Source organism: Sphingomonas beigongshangi (assembly GCF_016820445.1).
GTDB lineage: Bacteria > Pseudomonadota > Alphaproteobacteria > Sphingomonadales > Sphingomonadaceae > Sphingomonas > Sphingomonas beigongshangi.
This window is the reverse complement of the sequence record NZ_JADHDT010000002.1, coordinates 305831-324182: the sequence shown is the minus strand read 5'-3', so window position 1 is coordinate 324182 and position 18352 is coordinate 305831. Positions and strand designations below refer to the sequence as shown.

At 67.5% G+C, this 18352-nt stretch carries 22 protein-coding genes and 1 tRNA gene; 10 read left to right on the top strand and 13 right to left on the bottom strand.

Translation table 11 applies throughout. From position 1 onward, the window contains the following. Positions 1-15: 15 nt before the first annotated feature. Both IQ292_RS04820 and IQ292_RS04815 read left to right on the top strand, forming a co-directional pair. Positions 16-102, top strand: a tRNA-Leu gene (locus IQ292_RS04820). 92 nt (positions 103-194) lie between these two features. Then, entirely contained in the window at positions 195-677 is a 483-nt protein-coding gene (locus IQ292_RS04815) for a Ros/MucR family transcriptional regulator (protein ID WP_203309170.1), read from the top strand. 139 nt (positions 678-816) lie between these two features. On the opposite strand, the gene IQ292_RS04810 is transcribed toward IQ292_RS04815, so the two are convergent. From IQ292_RS04810 to IQ292_RS04750, 13 genes are all read right to left on the bottom strand, one after another. Further along, positions 817-1722 carry a flagellar motor protein MotB gene (locus IQ292_RS04810; protein ID WP_203309169.1) on the bottom strand — a complete coding sequence of 302 codons (906 nt, stop codon included), beginning with the start codon at positions 1720-1722 and terminating at the stop codon, positions 817-819. Positions 1723-1779: 57 nt separating this feature from the next. Then, the gene (gene motA / locus IQ292_RS04805) at positions 1780-2643 is read right to left on the bottom strand and encodes a flagellar motor stator protein MotA (RefSeq protein ID WP_203309168.1); all 864 of its coding nucleotides are present in this window, start codon (positions 2641-2643) and stop codon (positions 1780-1782) included. Positions 2644-2892: 249 nt separating this feature from the next. Continuing rightward, positions 2893-3789, bottom strand: a complete 897-nt coding sequence (locus IQ292_RS04800) for a flagellin N-terminal helical domain-containing protein (RefSeq protein WP_203309167.1) — start codon at positions 3787-3789, stop codon at positions 2893-2895. Positions 3790-3797: 8 nt separating this feature from the next. Then, a complete protein-coding gene (gene flgK / locus IQ292_RS04795) occupies positions 3798-5138 on the bottom strand; it encodes a flagellar hook-associated protein FlgK (protein ID WP_203309166.1) in 1341 nt (446 codons plus the stop codon). Continuing rightward, positions 5135-5497: a rod-binding protein gene (locus IQ292_RS04790; RefSeq protein ID WP_287980874.1), complete on the bottom strand. Its 363-nt coding sequence runs from the start codon at positions 5495-5497 to the stop codon at positions 5135-5137. The genes flgK and IQ292_RS04790 overlap by 4 nt, the downstream gene beginning before the upstream one ends. After that, entirely contained in the window at positions 5494-6594 is a 1101-nt protein-coding gene (locus IQ292_RS04785; protein ID WP_203309165.1) for a flagellar basal body P-ring protein FlgI, read from the bottom strand. The genes IQ292_RS04790 and IQ292_RS04785 overlap by 4 nt, the downstream gene beginning before the upstream one ends. 59 nt (positions 6595-6653) lie before the next feature. After that, entirely contained in the window at positions 6654-7385 is a 732-nt protein-coding gene (locus IQ292_RS04780) for a flagellar basal body L-ring protein FlgH (RefSeq protein WP_203309164.1), read from the bottom strand. Between the two features lie 14 nt (positions 7386-7399). Next, complete coding sequence (flgG, locus tag IQ292_RS04775; protein WP_203309163.1) at positions 7400-8188, bottom strand: flagellar basal-body rod protein FlgG; 789 nt, start codon at positions 8186-8188, stop codon at positions 7400-7402. Positions 8189-8201: 13 nt separating this feature from the next. Further along, positions 8202-8954: a flagellar basal body rod protein FlgF gene (locus IQ292_RS04770; protein ID WP_203309162.1), complete on the bottom strand. Its 753-nt coding sequence runs from the start codon at positions 8952-8954 to the stop codon at positions 8202-8204. A gap of 29 nt (positions 8955-8983) precedes the next feature. After that, a complete protein-coding gene (locus tag IQ292_RS04765) occupies positions 8984-10303 on the bottom strand; it encodes a flagellar hook protein FlgE (protein ID WP_203309161.1) in 1320 nt (439 codons plus the stop codon). 46 nt (positions 10304-10349) lie between these two features. Next, positions 10350-11057, bottom strand: coding sequence for a flagellar hook capping FlgD N-terminal domain-containing protein (locus tag IQ292_RS04760; protein WP_203309160.1), 708 nt, complete (start codon positions 11055-11057; stop codon positions 10350-10352). A 2-nt stretch (positions 11058-11059) separates the two neighbouring features. After that, entirely contained in the window at positions 11060-11470 is a 411-nt protein-coding gene (flgC, locus tag IQ292_RS04755; protein WP_203309159.1) for a flagellar basal body rod protein FlgC, read from the bottom strand. Between the two features lie 3 nt (positions 11471-11473). Next, complete coding sequence (locus IQ292_RS04750) at positions 11474-11821, bottom strand: flagellar basal body rod protein FlgB (RefSeq protein WP_203309361.1); 348 nt, start codon at positions 11819-11821, stop codon at positions 11474-11476. Positions 11822-12085: 264 nt separating this feature from the next. Here IQ292_RS04750 and IQ292_RS04745 point away from each other — a divergent pair, with 264 nt between their 5' ends. The 8 genes from IQ292_RS04745 to IQ292_RS04710 all read left to right on the top strand — a co-directional run bounded on the left by IQ292_RS04745 (position 12086) and on the right by IQ292_RS04710 (position 18325). After that, positions 12086-12733, top strand: a complete 648-nt coding sequence (locus IQ292_RS04745) for a motility protein A (RefSeq protein WP_203309158.1) — start codon at positions 12086-12088, stop codon at positions 12731-12733. Beyond that, positions 12730-13242 (top strand): hypothetical protein, encoded by a 513-nt coding sequence (locus IQ292_RS04740; RefSeq protein WP_238940795.1) that lies wholly within the window; start codon positions 12730-12732, stop codon positions 13240-13242. Before IQ292_RS04745 ends, IQ292_RS04740 begins: the two co-directional genes overlap by 4 nt. Further along, positions 13239-13745 (top strand): flagella basal body P-ring formation protein FlgA, encoded by a 507-nt coding sequence (locus tag IQ292_RS04735; protein ID WP_203309157.1) that lies wholly within the window; start codon positions 13239-13241, stop codon positions 13743-13745. The genes IQ292_RS04740 and IQ292_RS04735 overlap by 4 nt, the downstream gene beginning before the upstream one ends. Positions 13746-13838: 93 nt before the next feature. Then, positions 13839-14162 (top strand): flagellar biosynthesis anti-sigma factor FlgM, encoded by a 324-nt coding sequence (flgM, locus tag IQ292_RS04730; RefSeq protein ID WP_203309156.1) that lies wholly within the window; start codon positions 13839-13841, stop codon positions 14160-14162. Further along, positions 14149-14463, top strand: a complete 315-nt coding sequence (locus tag IQ292_RS04725) for a flagellar protein FlgN (protein ID WP_203309155.1) — start codon at positions 14149-14151, stop codon at positions 14461-14463. The genes flgM and IQ292_RS04725 overlap by 14 nt, the downstream gene beginning before the upstream one ends. Before the next feature lie 124 nt (positions 14464-14587). Beyond that, positions 14588-15442, top strand: a complete 855-nt coding sequence (locus tag IQ292_RS04720; protein WP_203309154.1) for a lytic transglycosylase domain-containing protein — start codon at positions 14588-14590, stop codon at positions 15440-15442. Between the two features lie 4 nt (positions 15443-15446). After that, a complete protein-coding gene (gene flhA, locus IQ292_RS04715) occupies positions 15447-17519 on the top strand; it encodes a flagellar biosynthesis protein FlhA (protein ID WP_203309153.1) in 2073 nt (690 codons plus the stop codon). Beyond that, positions 17516-18325 carry a sigma-70 family RNA polymerase sigma factor gene (locus IQ292_RS04710; protein ID WP_203309152.1) on the top strand — a complete coding sequence of 270 codons (810 nt, stop codon included), beginning with the start codon at positions 17516-17518 and terminating at the stop codon, positions 18323-18325. Before flhA ends, IQ292_RS04710 begins: the two co-directional genes overlap by 4 nt. Positions 18326-18352: the final 27 nt, after the last annotated feature.

The following is an 18352-nucleotide window of genomic DNA, read 5'->3' as shown; positions in this document are numbered from 1 at the left end:
CGCCGCCTACCCCGTGCCCAGATGGCGGAATTGGTAGACGCACCAGCTTCAGGTGCTGGCGATCGCAAGGTCGTGGAGGTTCGAGTCCTCTTCTGGGCACCATTTTTCCCCCATTTCGATCAATACCGCCATAGTTATGGCTTGACGTGATATTTCGCGTGCCTACGGCTGCTCTTTGGTCAAAGGAGCAAACTATGACTGACGAAACCACTGGTCTGAACGCCGTCGAGCTAGCAACCGAATTGACGATTGCTTGGCTTGGCAATCCCAACACTCGTACCAGCGCCGACGAGGTGCCGGCTTTCCTCGGCAAGATGCACGACACCGTGCGCGGACTGCTTGGCGCGACGGACACCGCGCCGGAAGCACCGGTCGCCACCGAGTATACGCCCGCCGTGTCGGTGCGGAAATCCTTGGCCTCCAAGGACTACATCATCTCGATGATCGACGGTAAGCCGTACAAGACATTGCGCCGCCACCTCGCGACGCATGGCCTGTCGCCCGAGGAGTATCGCGAGCGTTACGGCCTGAAGTCGGATTACCCGATGGTGTCGGAGAATTACTCCGAAAGCCGCCGCGCGATGGCGAAGAAGATCGGTCTCGGCCGCAAGCCCGGCCAGCGTCCTGGCGAAGGCGCCGCGCGCCGCGGCCGCAAGGCGGCTGACGCCGAGGCCTGAGGCGACCGCTTCTGCCGACGAAAAGGGGGCCTTCCCGTGCGGGAAAGGCCCCCTTTTTCATGCCGGCTCCCGCCGAGGCGCCGTTCCGCCGCACCCCGTCGCCCGACCCGGCCGGAGGATCGGGCTTTCGCGCTCGCCATTACTGGCCGAAGACGCCCTTGCGATACAACAAGGTGATGGCGACGCGGCGATTGCGCGCGTCATAGGGATCGCCGGCGATGATCGGCTCGCGGTCCGCGACGCCTTCGATCCGCTCGAACCGCTGTTCGGGAATCCCGCCCAGCGCCAGCCGCCGACGCGTCGCCTCGGCCCTGCCGGATGCCAGCATCCAGTTGTTCATCGCGCGCGGATCGCCGTAGGGTACGCTGTCGGTATGGCCGCGGATCATGATCGTGTTGGGCGTTCCGGCGATCGACTTGGCGATCATGCCGATGAGGTCCGACGCCTTGGCGTCGAGAACCGTCGTGCCCATCGCGAACATCGAATAGTCGGCATCGTCGACCAGGTCGATGCGCAGCCCGTCCTGCGTCGGAACGAAGCGGATATGGCTTGCAAGCTTGGCGAGACTTTCCGAACTCTTCAGCGCCGCCTCGATCTGGCGCTTGATCGCCTCGAACGCCTTGAGATCCTCCGCCCTGGCATCGCGGTTGCGCAGCGATCCCTTCTCGCCGGTGCCGCTGCGTGCTCCCCCCGACGCCGCTACCGGGATACCGATCGAGGCGATCGGTGCCGCCGCCGCCTTCGGCCCCAACTTGTTGTTGCTGAGGATCGATTCGCCGCCCAGGACGCCGCTGCCCCCAAGGCCCAGCACCTTCTTGTCGATCAGCGTGGGCGCGAAATAATCGGCGATGCCCTTGCGCTGCTTCTCGGTCGTCGCGCCGAGCAGCCAGAGCAACAGGAAGAACGCCATCATCGCGGTGACGAAGTCCGCATAGGCAACCTTCCACGCACCGCCGTGATGGCCGCCGCCGGCTTCGCCGACGATCTTCTTGACGATGATGATCTTGGGCGGCTGATTGTTGCCGTGCGGGGCTGCGCGCGCCATTCTATCGTATTCCTTGCGGCCCGTCGGCGGCTGCCGACTTCAGATTGACGCCACGCATCACTTGCCGCGCAGTCCGTCGAACACTTCGGCGAAGCCGGGCTGGTTCTTGTGCGCGATGCCGCTGCGCGCCGCCTCGATGACGAGCGGCTGCGGATGGCCGTGGAGCGAGGCGATGATGATCTGCTTCACGACATGGTAGATCGCGGCGTCGGCGTGGATCACCTGCTTCAGCCGGCTGGCGAGCGGATTGACGATGCCATAGGCGAGCAGCACGCCCATGAACGTGCCGACCAGCGCCGAGCCGATCATGCCGCCGAGGATCGCGGGCGGCTTGTCGATCGAGCCCATCGTCTTCACGATGCCGAGCACCGCCGCGACGATGCCGAGCGCGGGCAGCGAATCGGCGAGCGTGGTCAGCGTATGCTCCGGCCCCTCGACCTCGTGGTGGTGGGTCTTGATCGAATGGTCCATCACCTCCTCGACCGCATGGACGTCGAGTGTGCCCGACGACACGACGACGAGGCGCAGCGTATCGGCGATCAGCGCGACCAGGGTATGATCGGCAAGCAGCCGCGGATATTCGGAGAAGACGGCGGAGGACTTGGGATCCTCGACATGCGGCTCGAGCGCGATCGGGCCATCCATGCGCAGCATCTTCATCAGCTTGCTGACCAGGAAGATGACGTCGAGATAATCCTGCTTCTTGTACTTGGGCCCCTTGAACACCTTCGCGAGGCCGCCGCCCATCGCCTTGAGCTCGGCGCCCGAGTTGCCGATGATCAAGGCACCGGCGGCGGCGCCACCGATGATGAGCATCTCGTGCGGGATCGCTTCGAACACGGGGCCGAGGGCACCGCCGGTGATGGCGAAGCCGCCGAACACCATGCCGAGAAGAACGACGAGACCAATTGCTGGGAACACTGTGGGCTACCCCCGGAAAGGCGATGCCGGCGGCCCTGCCGGCTGTACTCAATCCCGGTTAACCGCATTTCCTAGATAAACGGTTACCAACCCCGCCCAATGCGGCGGACGGTGTGGGATAGGCGAAACTGCCTGGACGTCGGCGCGGCCCGTGGCCGGTCGCGGGGCCCGACGCGATGTCGCCCCCGCGTCCGCGCCGCGGCATTCGCTCCCTGGAGGCGGCAGACGTAGCCCGCCGCCCCGCGGCACTTACTTCAGATAGTCGAACAGCGAGAGATTGGAGAGCTTGCTGAAGCTCGCCTGCGTCGCCGACAGCGCGGTCATCATCTGCTGCAGCTCGACGATCGCCTGCGTGGTGTCGACCGACTCGAGTTTCTGGCGCAGGTCGGCGCGGTCGGTGTTCGCCGTGGTCAGCAGCTGCTGCTGCAGGTCGACGCGCGCGCCGCGCGCACCGACCGAGGCCTGGACGTTCGCGACCTGGTCGATCCCCGCCTTGAGATCGGTGAGCGCGCCGGACACGGTGTCGGACACGTCGCCGCCCGCCTGCAGCGCGCTGGCGAGGTTGCTCAGCACCGACAGCGTGTCCTTGCCGTTCGCCATCTTGAACAAGCGCGTGGCGCTTTCGGTCGCCTGCACCGTCTGGCCGTCCGCGATCGGAACTTCCGACACGTTGGTCGTGGCATAGGCATAGCTGCCATCGGCATTGGCGGTCACCGCCTGCGTGCCGCCCGGCGTGCCGAACAGCGGCTGGCCGCGGACGTTGGTGGAATTGGCCAGCCCGACGATCGCGTCGACGATCGATTTCAGCTCGACGCCGATCGACTGGCGCGAGGCGTCGGTCTGCGTGCCGTTGCCCGCCTGCGTCGCCAGCTCGGTCGCGCGGGTCAGCTGCGTGTTGATCTGCGAGATCACGCTGCTTGCCTGATCGAGCAGCGACCCCGCCATGGTCAGGTTGGTGCCGTAGACGGCGGCGTCGGCATCCTTGCGATCCAGTTCCGCGATCTGCGAGGCGGCGTTGGGATCGTCCGACGCCTGCTGGATCTTCTTGCCGGTCGCGATCTGCGTCTGCAGGACCGAGGCGCGTTGGTTCATCTGCGACATGCGGGTGGCCGCGGTATCGTAGAACAGGCTGGTGGATATCTGCATCGCGCGCCCTACCGGATGTCGAGGATGGATTGCATGGTTTCGCGCGCGACCTGGATGATGCGGCTCGAGGCCGAATAGGCCTGCTGGAACCGCATCAGGTCGATCGCTTCCGAGTCGAGATTGACGCCGCTCGCGCTCGACAGCGCGGTCTGCGCGCCGTCGCGGATCGAGGTTTGCGCGTCCGCGATCGTCATCTTCTGCTTATAGGCGGTCGCATTGTCGGTGATCTGCGACGCCAGGGCCGTCTCGAAACCCTTGGACTGACGCAAAGCCTCCAGATTGGTGAGGTTGCTCGAATCGCGCGAACCGCCGCCCGGCGACGCCGCGGCGATCTGGCTGCCGCTGGTCAGTGCGACGCTGATATCGGTCGGGGACGTACCGACGGTGAACATCGCCGTGCCGGTCGCGCCCGTCTGGTCCTGGCCGGCGGCCTGATTGTCGTTGACGGTCTTCACGAAATCCGCGGCGATGCCGTTCAGCTGGTCGCGGTTGGCCGCGACCCGCTGCGCGCCGTCGATGATTCCCGCCATCGTCCCGCCGCTCGGCGACATCGCCGTCTCGACGCCGTTGACGGTGTAGGAGAAGCTCGCCTGGCCGTTGGCGTCGCGCGCATAGGCGACGGTCCCGACCTGATCGCCCTTGACCAGCGGCACACCGGTAGCGCCCGTCAGCGTCAGCGTCGTACGGCCGATCGAGTCGAAGGTCGCGGTCACGTCGGCCAGACCGCTGACCTGCGCCAGTATCTGGTCGCGCTGATCCATCAGCTGGGCCGCGGCGGTACTGCCCGGCGCGGCGCGCCCCAAGCCGTCGTTGATGCCGGCGAGCGAGGCAGAAAGAGAGGACATGTCGACCGCCGCCTGCCGTCCGGCGGTATCGAGATCTGCGTCAACCTGGTCGAACGCCTTGCCGGTCGCGGTGAAGGCCGTGGCGGCGGAGCCGGCGGCGCTCAGCATGCTGGTCCGCAACGCGCTGGAGCTGGGTTCGGCCGCGAGCGCCTGGGACGCGGCGAAGAAGGACGTGACCCGCGCGGTCAGCGCGTTGCCGGTCAGCGCGCCGTCGACGCGATCCAGCCAGCTCGCGCCGCTCGTCGTGCGGCTGAGATCGGACGTGGAGGCGCGCAGCGAGGCGGCGGCGTAATTGTCACCGGCGCGCACGATGCCGGTGAGCACCACCCCGTTGCCGGCGCCATATTGATTGACCGAGCCGCTGCCGCCCGGCACCTCGTTCATGCGAACGGTCCGACGGGTATAGCCCGCCGCCCCCACGTTGGCGATGTTCTCGCCCACGGTGGCTAGCGCCGTCTGATAGGCGCGGACGCCGGAGGCGCCGATGCTGAGCAGGTCGCTCATGATGCCGGCGGATCTGCCACGGATGTGTTAACATCCGCTTGCGGCTTCAGGTCGGGCTGGGCCTTGGCGAGGAACGCGGTCATCGCCTTGCCGATGCCGATCGGCGCATGCTCCGCCATCGACTGCGCGAGGCGCTGGTCCTGCATGTCGGTGAAAGTGTCGATCGCCTTGGAATCGAACAGCGGTTCGGCGAGGTGCGTCTGGCGCATGCTCTTCAGCATCATGCCGGTGAACACCGCCTCGAACCGCTCGCCCGCCTTCTTGAGGTTGTCCGCGCTCTTCAGGCGCGACGTATCGGTTGAAAGGCCGCCCGCGGTCGACTGGATCGCGCCGGACGACGGGGGGACGATGCCGGTCACAGGACGATCAGCTCCGCCTTGAGGCTGCCCGCTTCCTTCAGCGCCTCGAGGATCGCGACGAGGTCGGCGGGCGACGCGCCGATCGCGTTCACCGCCTTCACCACATCGGCGAGCTTCGGGCCGGGATTGAGCAGGAACATCGGCTTCTTCTCCTCCTCGACCGCGATGTTGGAGCGTTGCTGCACCGCGGTCTGGCCCTGGCTGAACGGCGCGGGCTGGCTGATCTTCTGGTTCTCGTCGATGCGCACGGTCAACTTGCCGTGCGTCACCGCGGCAGGACCGACCCTGACCGCAGAGGATATAACGACCGTTCCGGTGCGCGCATTTACGATTACTTTTGCCGGGGGCTCGGCCGCGGCCACATCGAGGTTCTCGATCGTCGACATCAAGGTCGCGCGCACGTCCGCACCGGGAGGGGCGCGCACCGCGACCGACACCGCGTCGATCGCTTGGGCGGTGCCGAATCCGAGCGTCTTGTTGATCGCCGCGGCGACGTTCTGCGCGGTGGTGAAATCGGCGCGCTGCAGGTTGAAGGTGAGCGTCGGGGCGGTGTCGAAGCCGGTCGCGACCGCACGTTCGACCGTCGCGCCCTCCGGAATGCGGCCGGTGGAGGGCACGTTGACGACGATACGCGATCCGTCAGCACCCTCCGCGCCGAGGCCGCCCACCGCCAGATTGCCCTGCGCCATCGCATAGATCTGGCCGTCCGCGCCGAGCAGCGGCGTCAGCACCAGGCTGCCGCCGCGCAGCGACTTGGCCTTGCCCATCGAGGCGACGGTGATGTCGAGCCGCTGGCCGGGCTTGGCGAAGGGCGGCAGATCGGCGGTCACCATCACCACCGCGGCGTTCTTCATTCCCGGATTCGCGCCGGGCGGCAGCTGCAGGCCGAACCGCGAGGCGACGGCCTTCAGCGACTGGACGGTATATTCGAGATTGTCGTCGCCCGTGCCGGGCAGGCCGACGACGACGCCATAGCCGGTCAGCTGGTTGGAACGGATACCCTGGAACCCGCCGAGATCCTTGATCCGGTCGGCATGGGCCGGGCTCGCCGCAAGCAGCAGCGTGGCAAGGCCGAAGAAAAGCGCGCGAATGGTCATGGGCGTGATCCTGCCGTCCGCATGGTTACCGAACCGCTAACCATGGGCGCGAAAAAGCATCAGAAGGGGCTGATGACGGAGAAGAAGCGGCTCAGCCAACCCTGGCGGCTGGCGCGGGCGACATCGCCCTTGCCCGTATAGGCGATCTGCGCATCCGCGACGCGCGTCGACAGCACCCGATTGTCGGCGTCGATGTCGGCGACCCGGACCAGGCCCTTGATCCGCACATATTCGTCGCCGCGGTTCAGCGTGACGCGCTTCTGCCCCTGCACCATCATCGTGCCATTGGGGTAGACCTGCGACACGGTGACGGAGATTTCGCCGGACAGCGAATTCGCCTGGTCCGCGGCGCCCTTGCCGTCGAAGCTGCGCGCGCCGCTGGCGGAGGCGTCGCTGTTCTTGAACAGATTGAGCAGGCCCGTGGTCGGCGGCGTGATGCTGCCGGACCCCGAGGAATCGAGTTTCGAGCTCGCGGACTTGGAGGCGGCGGTGCGCTCCACCAGGACGATGGTGAGCGGATCGCCGACCTTGCGCGCGCGCCAGCCCTCGTACAGCGCGGCATAGCCGTCGCCCGCCTGAAAGATCGCGCCATTGGCGGGTGCTGCCACCGGCGCCGCCAGCGGCGCGCGCGTGACGCTGAAATCCTCCGGCGGCGCCTTCTTTCCGAAGATGCCGGCATGCGCCTCGGTCGGCGACAGCGCCGCGATGACAAGCAGGCCCGATGCCGCGGCGAGCGCGATTTCGACCCAATGGGTACCGAAGCGGAAAGGCGTGGGAGCGCGGGATGCCATGATATGCGTACCGATCAGACGTTCTGGTTGACGTATTTGAGCATGTCGTCGGTCGCCGAGATCATCTTCGAGTTGACCTCATAGGCGCGCTGGGTCTCGATCATGTCGACCAGCTCCTCGACGACGTTGACGTTGGACGCTTCCAGCGTGCCCTGGCGAACGTTGCCGCGGCCGTCCTGCCCGGGGATGCCCATGTTGGGCGCCCCCGACGAGGCGGTCTCGCGCAGATAGTTGTCGCCCGTGGACTGGAGGCCGGTCGGATTGGGAAAGCTCGCGACCTGGATCTGCCCGAGGTTGCTGCCGGTCGTCTGGCCGGGCAGCTGCGCGGTGACGGTGCCGTCGGTGCCGATCGTGATCCCCGTGGCGTTGGGCGGGATCGTGATGCCGGGCTGGACCTGATAGCCTTCGGACGTGACCAGCAGGCCTTCCGGGCTGCGCGAGAAATTGCCCGCACGCGTGTAGCCGAGCTGCCCGCCGGGCATCTGGATCTGGAAATAACCGTCGCCGTCGAGCGCGAGGTCGAGGCTGTTGCCGGTCTGTTGCAGCGATCCCTGCGTATCGATCCGCGCCGTGCCCTGGATCCGCACGCCGGTGCCGAGATTGAGGCCGGTGGCATATTTGGTGTCGGCGGTCGACTGGGCGCCCGGCGCGGTGATCGTCTGATAGGCGAGCGTCTCGAACGCCGCGCGATCCTTCTTGAATCCCGTCGTCGAGACGTTGGCGAGATTGTTCGAGATGACGCGCATGCGCGTGTCCTGGGCGTCGAGCCCGGTACGCGCGATATGCATGGCTGCGGATGACATGCTCTTTTATCCCTTAGCTCGGCAGACGCATCACGGAGGTGCTGCTCTCGTCCATGTCCTTGGCCGATTTCATGATGTTGGCCTGAACCTCGTAGCTGCGCTGGTTCTCGATCATGTCGACCAGCGCCTGCGTCATGTTGACGTTGGAGCCTTCCAGCGCCCCGCCCTGCACTCTGGCGTCGAGGTTGGCGGGAAGCGTGCCGCCACCGCGCACGCGCAACAGGTTGTCGAGGCCCTTGACGGTGTCGGCGCCCTTGGTGCTGACCAGCTTCAGCCGGTCGAGCACCTGCGGGTTCTTCGGATCGCCGCCCTGCGGCACGATCGTGATCGTGCCGTCGCCGGCGATCGTCAGGCTGTCGTGCGGCGGCACGGTGATCGGGCCGCTCTGCCCCTGGACGATATAGCCGTCGCCCGTCTGGAGCACGCCCGAGGGCGCGACTTCCAGATCGCCGCGGCGGGTATAGGCCTCGCTGCCGTCCGCCGCCTGCACCGCGAGCCAGTCGCTGTTGCCGGAGACCGCGACGTCGAGCGGACGGCCGGTCGACTGGATCGCGCCGGGGGTGCGATCCGCGTCGGTGACCTCCTCGCTGGTCGGCATGCGCGCCTCCAGCGTCGAACCGCCGCCCTTGAGCAGGATGCGGTCGAAGACGACGCGGTCGGCGCGAAAGCCGGTCGTGGACGCGTTCGCCATGTTGTTGGCGATGGCCGCCTGCGCCGCCATGTGCGCCTTGAGGCCCGTCGCCGCCGTATAGACCAGCTTGTCCATCTAGATGCCCTTCGCGCCGCCGCCGTCGATCAGCTGCGGATGTTGAAGATGGTCTGCGAGACCTGGCTGGCGGTATCGAGCGCCTTGGCGTTCGCCTGGAAGTTGCGCTGCGCCGCGATCAGGTTGACCAGCTCTTCGGTGATGTCGACGTTCGACCCCTCGATCGTCCCCGACATCAGCGAACCGAAGCCGTCGGCGCTCGCCGAACCCAGCTTCGCCGCGCCCGACACGCCCGTCGCCGCCCAATAGCTGTTGCCGATCTGGCGAAGACCGGTCGGCGTCGAGAAGCTCGACAGCGCGACCTTGCCCAGCGGCACGATGTCGCCGTTCGAGAAGCTGGCCTGGATCAGGCCGGCGTCGGTAACGGTGACGCCGGACAGCTGGCCGACGGGAACGCCGTCCTGCGTCTTCGAATTGACCGAGAAGGCCGAAGGCAGCTGCGTCGAATTGGCGAGGTTGAGCGTGACGCTCTGCGCCGCCGCGCCCGAGGTGGGGACGAACTGGTCGTAGGAAATCGACTTGGCGTTGGCATCGCCGTTGACCGAAGCGAGCGCGCCCTTGCTGTCGAAGGTCAGCGTGACGGGCGCGGGCTTGCCGTTCGCGTCCATCTGGTTGTTCACCGACAGCTGCTGGTCGCCGACGAAGCTGTACACCGACCAGGTGCCCAGCGTCGGCGGGGTGGCCGCCGCATTCGCATCCGCCGTGCGGATGTAATAGCTGGTCATCGTCTGCGGGTTGCCGTTGGCATCGTAGATGCGCGTCGCGACCGAGTTGTTATAGGTCGTCGGGTCGGTGCGGACGAACGGCTTCTGCGCCGTCGGCGTCTTCACCGTCGAGGTGGCGGACAGCTGCACCGCGGTCGAGACGTTGGCCGTGCCCTTCGGCGTGCCGCTGGTCTGCTGGATCTGCAGCTGCGTCAGGCCCGACTGGCTGGTCGAGGTGACGTTGCCGTCGCTGTCGACCGGATAGACCAGCAGGTAGGATCCCTGCGCGTCGACGACGTTGTTGTTCGAATCGACCGAGAAGCTGCCGTTGCGGGTATAGGCGAGTGCGTCGCTGACGCCGGTCGTGCGCAGCGTGAAGAAGCCTTCGCCGACCAAGGCCAGGTCGAGCGCGTTCGACGTGGTGGTGAGGTTGCCTTCCTTGAACTGCTGCGCCGAACCCTTCACGACGACGCCCGAGCCGACCATCTTGCGCGGATCCGTGGAGACGCTGGACGCGATGATGTCGGCGAATTCGGTGCGGCTCTTCTTGAAGCCGGTCGTCGAGACGTTCGCGAGATTGTGCGAAATGGTGGCCATGTCGGTCTGCGACGCCTGGAGGCCGGACAGCGAGGTATAGAAGGACATCGGAAGCTACTCCTGAGAAAGACGGGGAAAGGGGTGCGAAGAGGGATCAGGTGGCGGAGCGGACGTCGGCGGGCTTGACGTTGCCGACGCCCACGACCTTCAGCGTCGGCGTGCCGCTCGACGGCAGCGATACCGACTGGACCGGGGCCCAGACGAGGCTTCGGCTGGAGATGTCCGTGTTGGCGTTGGCGGCGGCGACGCTGACCGTGAACGGGCCGTTGGTGACGGCGTTGCCGTCCTCGTCCTTGCCGTCCCAGCTCCACTCGGCGCTGCCCGCCTTGGTCGCGCCGAGCTGCAGCTGACGGACGGTGCCGCCGTTCGCATCGGCGATCGAGACGGTAACCTGGGTCGCATCCTTGTCGAGTTCGACCGCACCGTCGAGCGAACCGTCGGAGCGCGGATAGGCCGTGGTGCCCGGCACGAGCACGGTCTTGCCCACGTAGCTCATCGCGTCGGCGGCGCTCGATCCCCCCAGCTTGGTGGCGATGCCGCTCAACGTCGAGTTCATCTGGCTGATGCCGGCGACCGACGAGAATTGCGCCATCTGGGCGACCATCTGCGTATTGTCGACCGGGTTGAACGGATCCTGGTTCTTCAGCTGCGCGGTCATCAGCGCGAGGAAGTCGGACTGGTCGAGCGTCGTCTTGGTCCCCGTGGAAGAGACTTTGGGCGCAGTCTGCGACGCGGTGGTGGCGATGCCCATCGCGGCATAGTTCGGCTGCGTACTCGACGTCGTATTGGTGATATCTGCCATGATCAGCGGCCCAGCTTGAGGGTATCGATGGTGAGCTGCTTCGCAGTGTTCATCACCTCGACGTTGTTCTGGTACGAGCGCGCGGTCTCCATCATGTCGACCAGCTCGCGGCTTTCATCGACGGCGGCCTCGTAGATATTGCCGTCCTTGTCGGCCAAGGGATTGGCTGGGTCGTACCGCTTGGTCGGCGCTTCGCCGGCCGTCACGATCTTCTCGACGTCGACGGTCGCGAGCCCGCTCGCCGCGTCGAAGCTGGTGCGGAACACCGGCTTCATCGTCTTGTAGGCGGCGTCCGCGGAACCGGCGATGCCGCCGGCATTGGCGAGGTTCGACGCGGTCGTGTTCATGCGCAAAAGCTGCGCGCTCATCGCGCGCCCGGCGACCTGGAACACCGACATGGGATTGTCCGCCATGCCTTATTCTCCCTTCAGCGCGCGGGTGATCTGGCTGATGCGGCCGTTCAGGAACGACAGCGTCGTCTGGTACTGGACCGCATTCTCGGCGAAGGCGGTCTGCTCCTGATTGAGTTCGACCGTGTTGCCGTCCATCGAGGTCTGCAGCGGGACGCGATATTTGGTCGCCGCCGTGATGCCCTGGGCGCCGGCGTCGTTCTCGACCGACGCGAGCGCCGACTGGAAATCGATGTCGCGCGCCTTGAAGCCGGGGGTCGAGGCATTGGCGATGTTCGACGCGAGCACGCCCATGCGCTGCGAGCGCACCTCGAGGGCGGCCCCGTGAATTCCGAACAAGCTGTCTGCGGCCATTGGCCTCTTGCCTCCCGCGCCCCATTGCGCTGCCGCCATGCCAAGCAACAGGCGTGCCAATTTCGATCGGACGAGGCGCGAAGCCGCGCAAAATTGGAAAAGGCAGTGGATATGCCGGGCGTCGGCAAATGAAGCGGCAAGCCCTTGCCGGTCGGCGGCAAGTCTTGCCGGGTCGCGGCAAGCGCCCTCGCCGCCGCCGCCGCGGTCACGCGGTTTCCACGGCACCCGCGTGAACTGGCCCGGCCCTTGCATCACGGCGGGATCATGACGATCGCCCAGTTCCTCGATCCGACCGCTTTCGCCATCGTCGGCGGCGGCACGCTGCTCGCGACGATGCTGCGCGCGCCGGGGCGCGACCTGATCCGCGCGCTGAGCGCGCTGCGCGTGCTGGCGCGACGTCCGTTCCGTGCGGACCCCCTGCTCGATCAGATCGCGGCGCAGGATCGGATCGCCCGGCGGCACGGCGTGATGGCGCTGGACCGTTCGGTGATCAAGGACGTGGATGTCGCCGTCGCAATCGCGGCCATCGTCGACGGGGCGATCCCGCGCGATGTCGAGGCGCGGTTGCGGCAGGCACGCGCCGCGCGGATCGAGCGCCACAGTGCCGCCGCCGATGTCTGGTCCGGTGCCGCCGAGGCCGCGCCCGCCATGGGCATGGTCGGCACGCTGATCGGCCTTGCCGCGATGTTCGCGCACCTGTCCGATCCGCATGCGATCGGCGCAGCGATGGGAATCGCGCTGCTGGCGACGCTGTACGGCGCGCTGCTCGCCAATCTGGTGCTGATGCCGATATGCCACCGGTTGCGTGTGGCGGGACGGGTCGAGGCATCCGAGCGGGCGCGCCTCGAGCCGCCGCTCATGGCCCTCGCGCTGCGCGAGACGCCCCGCCACCATATGCAGAGCGCGGCATGATCGATCCCGCCGCCCCGACCTGGCCCGAGCCAGCGCCGGCCAAGCCGTTGTGGCTGGTGACGCTGGCCGACCTGGCGCTGCTGCTCGTCGGTTTCTTCGTGCTGCTGCAGGCCAGCGATCACCCGCGCGTGGTCGCCGAGGCGCTGCGCGCGCAGTTCGGCGGCGAACGTGCCGCACCGGCGCCGGTGATGGCGTCCGGCATGCTCGACTTCGCCCCCGGCGCGGCGACGCTGCCAGAGGATCCGGCGGCGCTCGTCGCCTGGGCACGCGAGGCGACGCGCGATCCGCGGATCGCGCTGACCGTGACGGGTTCGGTCGACGGCAGCCGCGCCGATGTCGATCCCTCGACCGGCAGCGGCGCGATCCTCGCGGCCGATCGTGCCCGGGCCCTCGCCGCCGTGCTGGCGCCGGTGTCGCCGCGCATCACCATCACATCTTCCACCACACCCGGCCGTCGTGCGGCCATCGTCACGCTCGCCTTCGCCGGCGAGCGCAAGGAAATGCCATGATCGCCTTGTTTCTGCTCGCCGGCGCCGCCATCGGCGCGTTCCAGGATACCAGCGGCCTTGATCGCGCGGTCGCGGCGTTCACCAGCCGGCCAATCGGCGCCGAGGGCGGGGCCCGTACCGCGATCGATTCCCGCCTGCGCCTCGCCGCCTGCCCGACCGTGTCGCTGTCGTGGCGCACGGACGCGCATGACGCGGTGGTGGTGTCGTGCGCCGGACCCGACTGGCGAATCTTCGTGCCCGTCATCCGTCCCGCCGACGCACCGCCGCCGACAACGCGCGCCGCGGTGCTGCCGACGGCAAAGGCGGAGCCCGTCATCCGCCGCGGCGATCCGGTGGTGATCGAGGCGGGGTCGCCCGGCTTCTCGATCAGCCGTGAAGGCGTCGCCATCGGCGATGCCGCGCCGGGCGCCCGGTTCATGGTTCGCGTCGACGATGCGAAGACGCCGGTCCAGGCGATCGCCATCGCCGGCGGCCGCGCCACCCTGCCCGGCTGGGACGAATGACCGGGCCGCTGCGCCCCGGCCACAAATATCTGCTAAACTCCCGTCGCGATCGGCCGTTTATCCCCTTGTCGGAAACCTCGGACAGGTGCGGACATGGTGGAATCAATCGGCTCATCGCCGCTGAACGGAAGTGGAAACGTCTCGCGCGTCACCGCGCCTTCGGCCGTGCCGTCGCCCCAGGCCGTGGCCGCGCAGCCCAGCCCGACCCAGGCCAATCCGGCACTGCTCGCGGCGAGCGCGGGCGCGCAGCTGAGCGGTCTTGCCAAGGCCCTCGCCTCCGAGGCGCCGATCGACTCCGACCGGGTCCAGGAGATCCGCAAGGCGATCCAGAACGGCTCCTTCCCCATCCTGCCGGCGACCATCGCCGACCGGCTCATCGCCCTCAAGCTGAACTGGGACGGCAATGAAAAGGCGTGAGGCCCTGATCCGCGTCATCGACGCGCTGCATGCCGAGATCGACGCGCTGAAGAGCAACGACGTCGGCGCGCTCGAGCGTGCCACCGCCGAAAAGCTGGCGGGGATCGAGGAAATCGCCGCACTGGGTACCGGCCCCGCCGGCCCCGAAATCCGCGAGCTGGCGGAAGAGGCGAACCGTCTCAACGAGACGTGCCGCATCTACGTCAACCTGATGGCGGCAAATGTTCGCCGCCGCCTGCAAATCCTGTCCGGCGACGCCGGCAGCGGCGGCCGCAACCGGGTGTTCCAGGCCTACGCCTGAGCCCCCCTGCCCCCGTCCCCCGACGCAGATCGGCGGGCGACAGGCGCGACGGGAAAAGCGTTAACCCAATTTGGCACGGCTCTTGCTGGAACATCACTCGATAACAGGGGTGTGTTCCGACGCAATGACCGTCAATCCGATTTCTGCCGGACGAGTCCAATCGGCGATCGCGCTTGCGAGCAGCAAGACGGGCGTCGATTTCGACTATCTGCTCGGCCAGGCCAAGATCGAAAGCGGGCTGAATGCCGGCGCGCGCGCGGGCACCTCGTCCGCCAGCGGCCTGTATCAGTTCGTCGAGCAGAGCTGGCTGGCGGTGATGAAGAAGCACGGCGGCGAGCACGGCATGGCATGGGCGGCGAACAGCATCGGCCAGACCGCGGGCGGCCGCTACACCGTTTCCGACAGCGCGACGCGCCAGGCGATCCTCGCGCTGCGCAACGACCCCACCGCCGCCTCGCTGATGGCGGCGGAACATGCATCGGACAACAAGAGCGAACTGGAAGGTACGCTGGGCCGCAGCGCCAATGGCACCGACCTGTACATGGCGCATTTCCTGGGGATCGGCGGCGCGAAGAAATTCCTGTCGGCCATGGCGGCCAGCCCCGGCGCCTCTGCCGCCGCCTTGTTTCCGGCCGCCGCGAACAGCAATCGCAGCATCTTCTACGCCTCGAACGGCCAGCCCCGTTCGCTGTCCGCGATCTACCAGCGGTTCACCGACAAGCTGAACGCGGCGAGCGACAGCGTCAGCGAGACGCGCGCCGCCAACCTGGCCTTTGCCGCGCAGTCGCTGAAGATGGATGGCGACGCCACCGTCGTCACCGGGGGCAACGAAAGCGCGACCGACGCGCTCGACTGGGCGAAGCAGGCAATGGCCCGCTTCGGCGCGGGCAACACCGCCGACGCGGCGCAGAGCCTGCTGCGTCCGACGCCGAACACCGCGCGGCTCGCCTATATGATGCTCGCGAGCCTGGGGAACTGACGGCATGAACAAGCTTCTCGCCGGCGGCCGCGGCGCCGCGCTGCCCCTCGCCATCCTGCTGCTCGTGCTGGTGATGGTCGTCCCCATCCCCAAGCAGCTGCTCGACGTCTTCTTCGTCGCCAACATCGCGATCAGCCTTGCCGTGCTGATGGTATCGCTCAACGCGCAGAAGCCGCTCGACTTCAGCGCCTTTCCGACCGTGCTGCTGTTCGCGACGCTGTTCCGCCTCGGCCTCAACGTCGCCTCGACCCGCATCGTGCTGGTCCATGGGCACGAGGGCGAGAGCGCGGCGGGCCATGTCATCGAGGCGTTCGGCACCTTCCTGATCGGCGGCGACTATGTCGTCGGCATCTTCGTCTTCGCGATCCTGATGATCATCAACCTGATCGTCGTGACCAAGGGCGCGGGCCGCGTATCGGAAGTCTCCGCGCGATTCACCCTCGACGCGCTGCCCGGCAAGCAGATGGCGATCGACGCCGACCTCAACGCCGGCCTGATCACGCCCGACCAGGCGAAGGCGCGCCGCGTCGAGGTCGCCACCGAGGCGGATTTCTACGGCTCGATGGACGGTTCGTCCAAGTTCGTGAAGGGCGACGCCGTCGCCGCGATGCTCATCCTTGCCGCCAATATCATCGGCGGCCTGATCCTCGGCCCGGTCAGCCACGGCATGGGGCTGGCCGATGCGGCGAAGACCTATATCCTGCTCGCGATCGGCGACGCGCTCGTCGCGCAGCTGCCGGCGCTGATGCTCTCCATCGCCGCCGCCGCGATCGTGACGCGCGTCAATTCGGAGCACGATCTCGCCGGCCAGATCGGCAGCCAGTTCGGCTCGTCGCGGACGTGGATCCCCGTCGCGGTCATCCTGGCGCTCCTCGGCATCCTTCCCGGCATGCCGCATATCGTCATCCTCGGCGCGGCGGCGATCGCCGGCTTCACCGCCTGGAAGCTCCGCCAGATCGAGAAACGGCCGAAGCCGATCCCGGTCGAGGCGCCCGCCGAACCCGTCGATCCGTCGAAGATCGGCTGGGACGAGGTCACCGACGGCATGCAGGTCAACCTCGACATCGGCTATGGCCTGGTGCCGCTGGTCGACGAGCGCCGCGGCGCGCCGCTGATGGGCCGCATCACCGGCGTGCGCCGCCAGCTGTCGAAGGACCTCGGCTTCGTCGTGCCGCAATGCCGGGTACGCGACGACATCAACCTCGCGCCCTTCACCTATCGCATCCTGGTCAACGGCGTCGTCGTCGGCGAAGACCAGGTGAGCCCGGACGAGATGCTCGCGCTCGACACGGGCCAGGCCTATGGCCAGCTCGACGGCAAGAAGGCGAAGGATCCGACCTTCGGTCTCGACGCGACGTGGATCCCGGCGGGCGACGCCGATGCGGCAACGGGCGCGGGCTATCTGGTGGTCGATGCGGGCACAGTGATGGCGACGCATCTCAACCATCTGCTCGGCCAGAACGCGTCCGACCTCCTCGGTCCCGACGAGGTGCAGTCGCTGCTCGACGGACTGAAGGAGCGCGCGGCACAGCTAGTCGCGTCGCTGACACCCAACCCGCTGCCGCTCACCACGCTGACGCAGGTGCTGAAGGGCCTGCTCGCGGAGAACATCCCGCTCAAGGAATTCCGCCGGATCGCGCAGGCGATCTCCGTCGCCGCGACGCGAGCCGCCGACGCGGAGGACATCATCGAGCTGATCCGGCCCGAACTCGGACCGCTGATCATCCAGAAACTGTGCGGGGTGCGCGAACCGTTGCGTGTGATGACGCTGGAAGGGCAGCTGGAAGGGCTGCTCGGCCAGGCTGCGCGCGCGGATCAATCGCGCCGCCACGTCATCGAACCCGATCTCGGTCGTCGCATCGTCGATGCGCTGCAGCAGGCGGCGCAGCCGCTGATCGCCGAGGCCAAGCCGTTCGCCCTCGTCGTCCAGCCCGCGATCCGCCTCGCGATCCGCAAGCTGGTGCGCACCGTGCTGCCCGACACGCCGGTGCTGTCGTTCTTCGAAGTTCCGGAGGAAAAAGCCGTGGAAGTCGTCGCCGTGATCGGTGCTCCCCAGCAACAGGCGCTGGCGGCATGAGCATGGAACCGATGAGCCAGTCGTTCCGCGACGCACAGCCCGCGCCCGCGGGCAGCATTCCCGCGGTGCCCGGCCCGATGCCGGCAGGACTTGCCCCGCCGCTGACCTATTCGCCGCGCCGGCGACCGGAAGCGGAGAAGGAGGCGCTGATCCGCCAGTATCTGCCGCTGGTCCGCCGGATCGCCTGGCATGTGCACGGGTCGATGAGCACGATCGTCGATGTCGAGGATCTGGTACAGATCGGCCTGGTCGCGCTGGTCGAGGCGATCGGTCAGGCGGCCGAGCAGGGCGGGCAGTTCCGCGCCTATCTGCAGACCCGGTTGCGCGGCGCGATGATCGACGAATTGCGTAGGCAGGCGACCGCGACGCGTGGCGCGATGCGCCGGCGGCGCCAGTATCAGGAGGCGGTTGCCGCGCTGACGCAGGCCACCGGGCAGCCGCCGTCCGAGGCCGCGGTCGCAGCACAGCTCGGCATCTCGGTCGAACGGTTGCGCGCCGATTACGCGACGGCGGACACGTTACGCCTCGAGTCGATCGACGACGTCTATCAGGATGATCTGCCCTGGTTCGCCGACGATTCGCCCGACGCCTTCGCGCAGCTGGCGGAGAGCGACCTGCGCGATGCGCTGATCGCCGCGATCGCCGCGCTGCCCGAGCGCGAGGCGATGGTCATCCAGCTCTATTATGTCGAGGAACTCAACCTCGAGGAAATCGGGCAGGTGCTGGGCGTCGGATCGGCACGCGTCTGCCAGATCAAGGCGGCGGCCCATGCCAAGCTGAAGAAGGCGCTCGCCCGCAAGGTGTAGGGTCCGGCAAGGCGGCCTGGCGGAGGC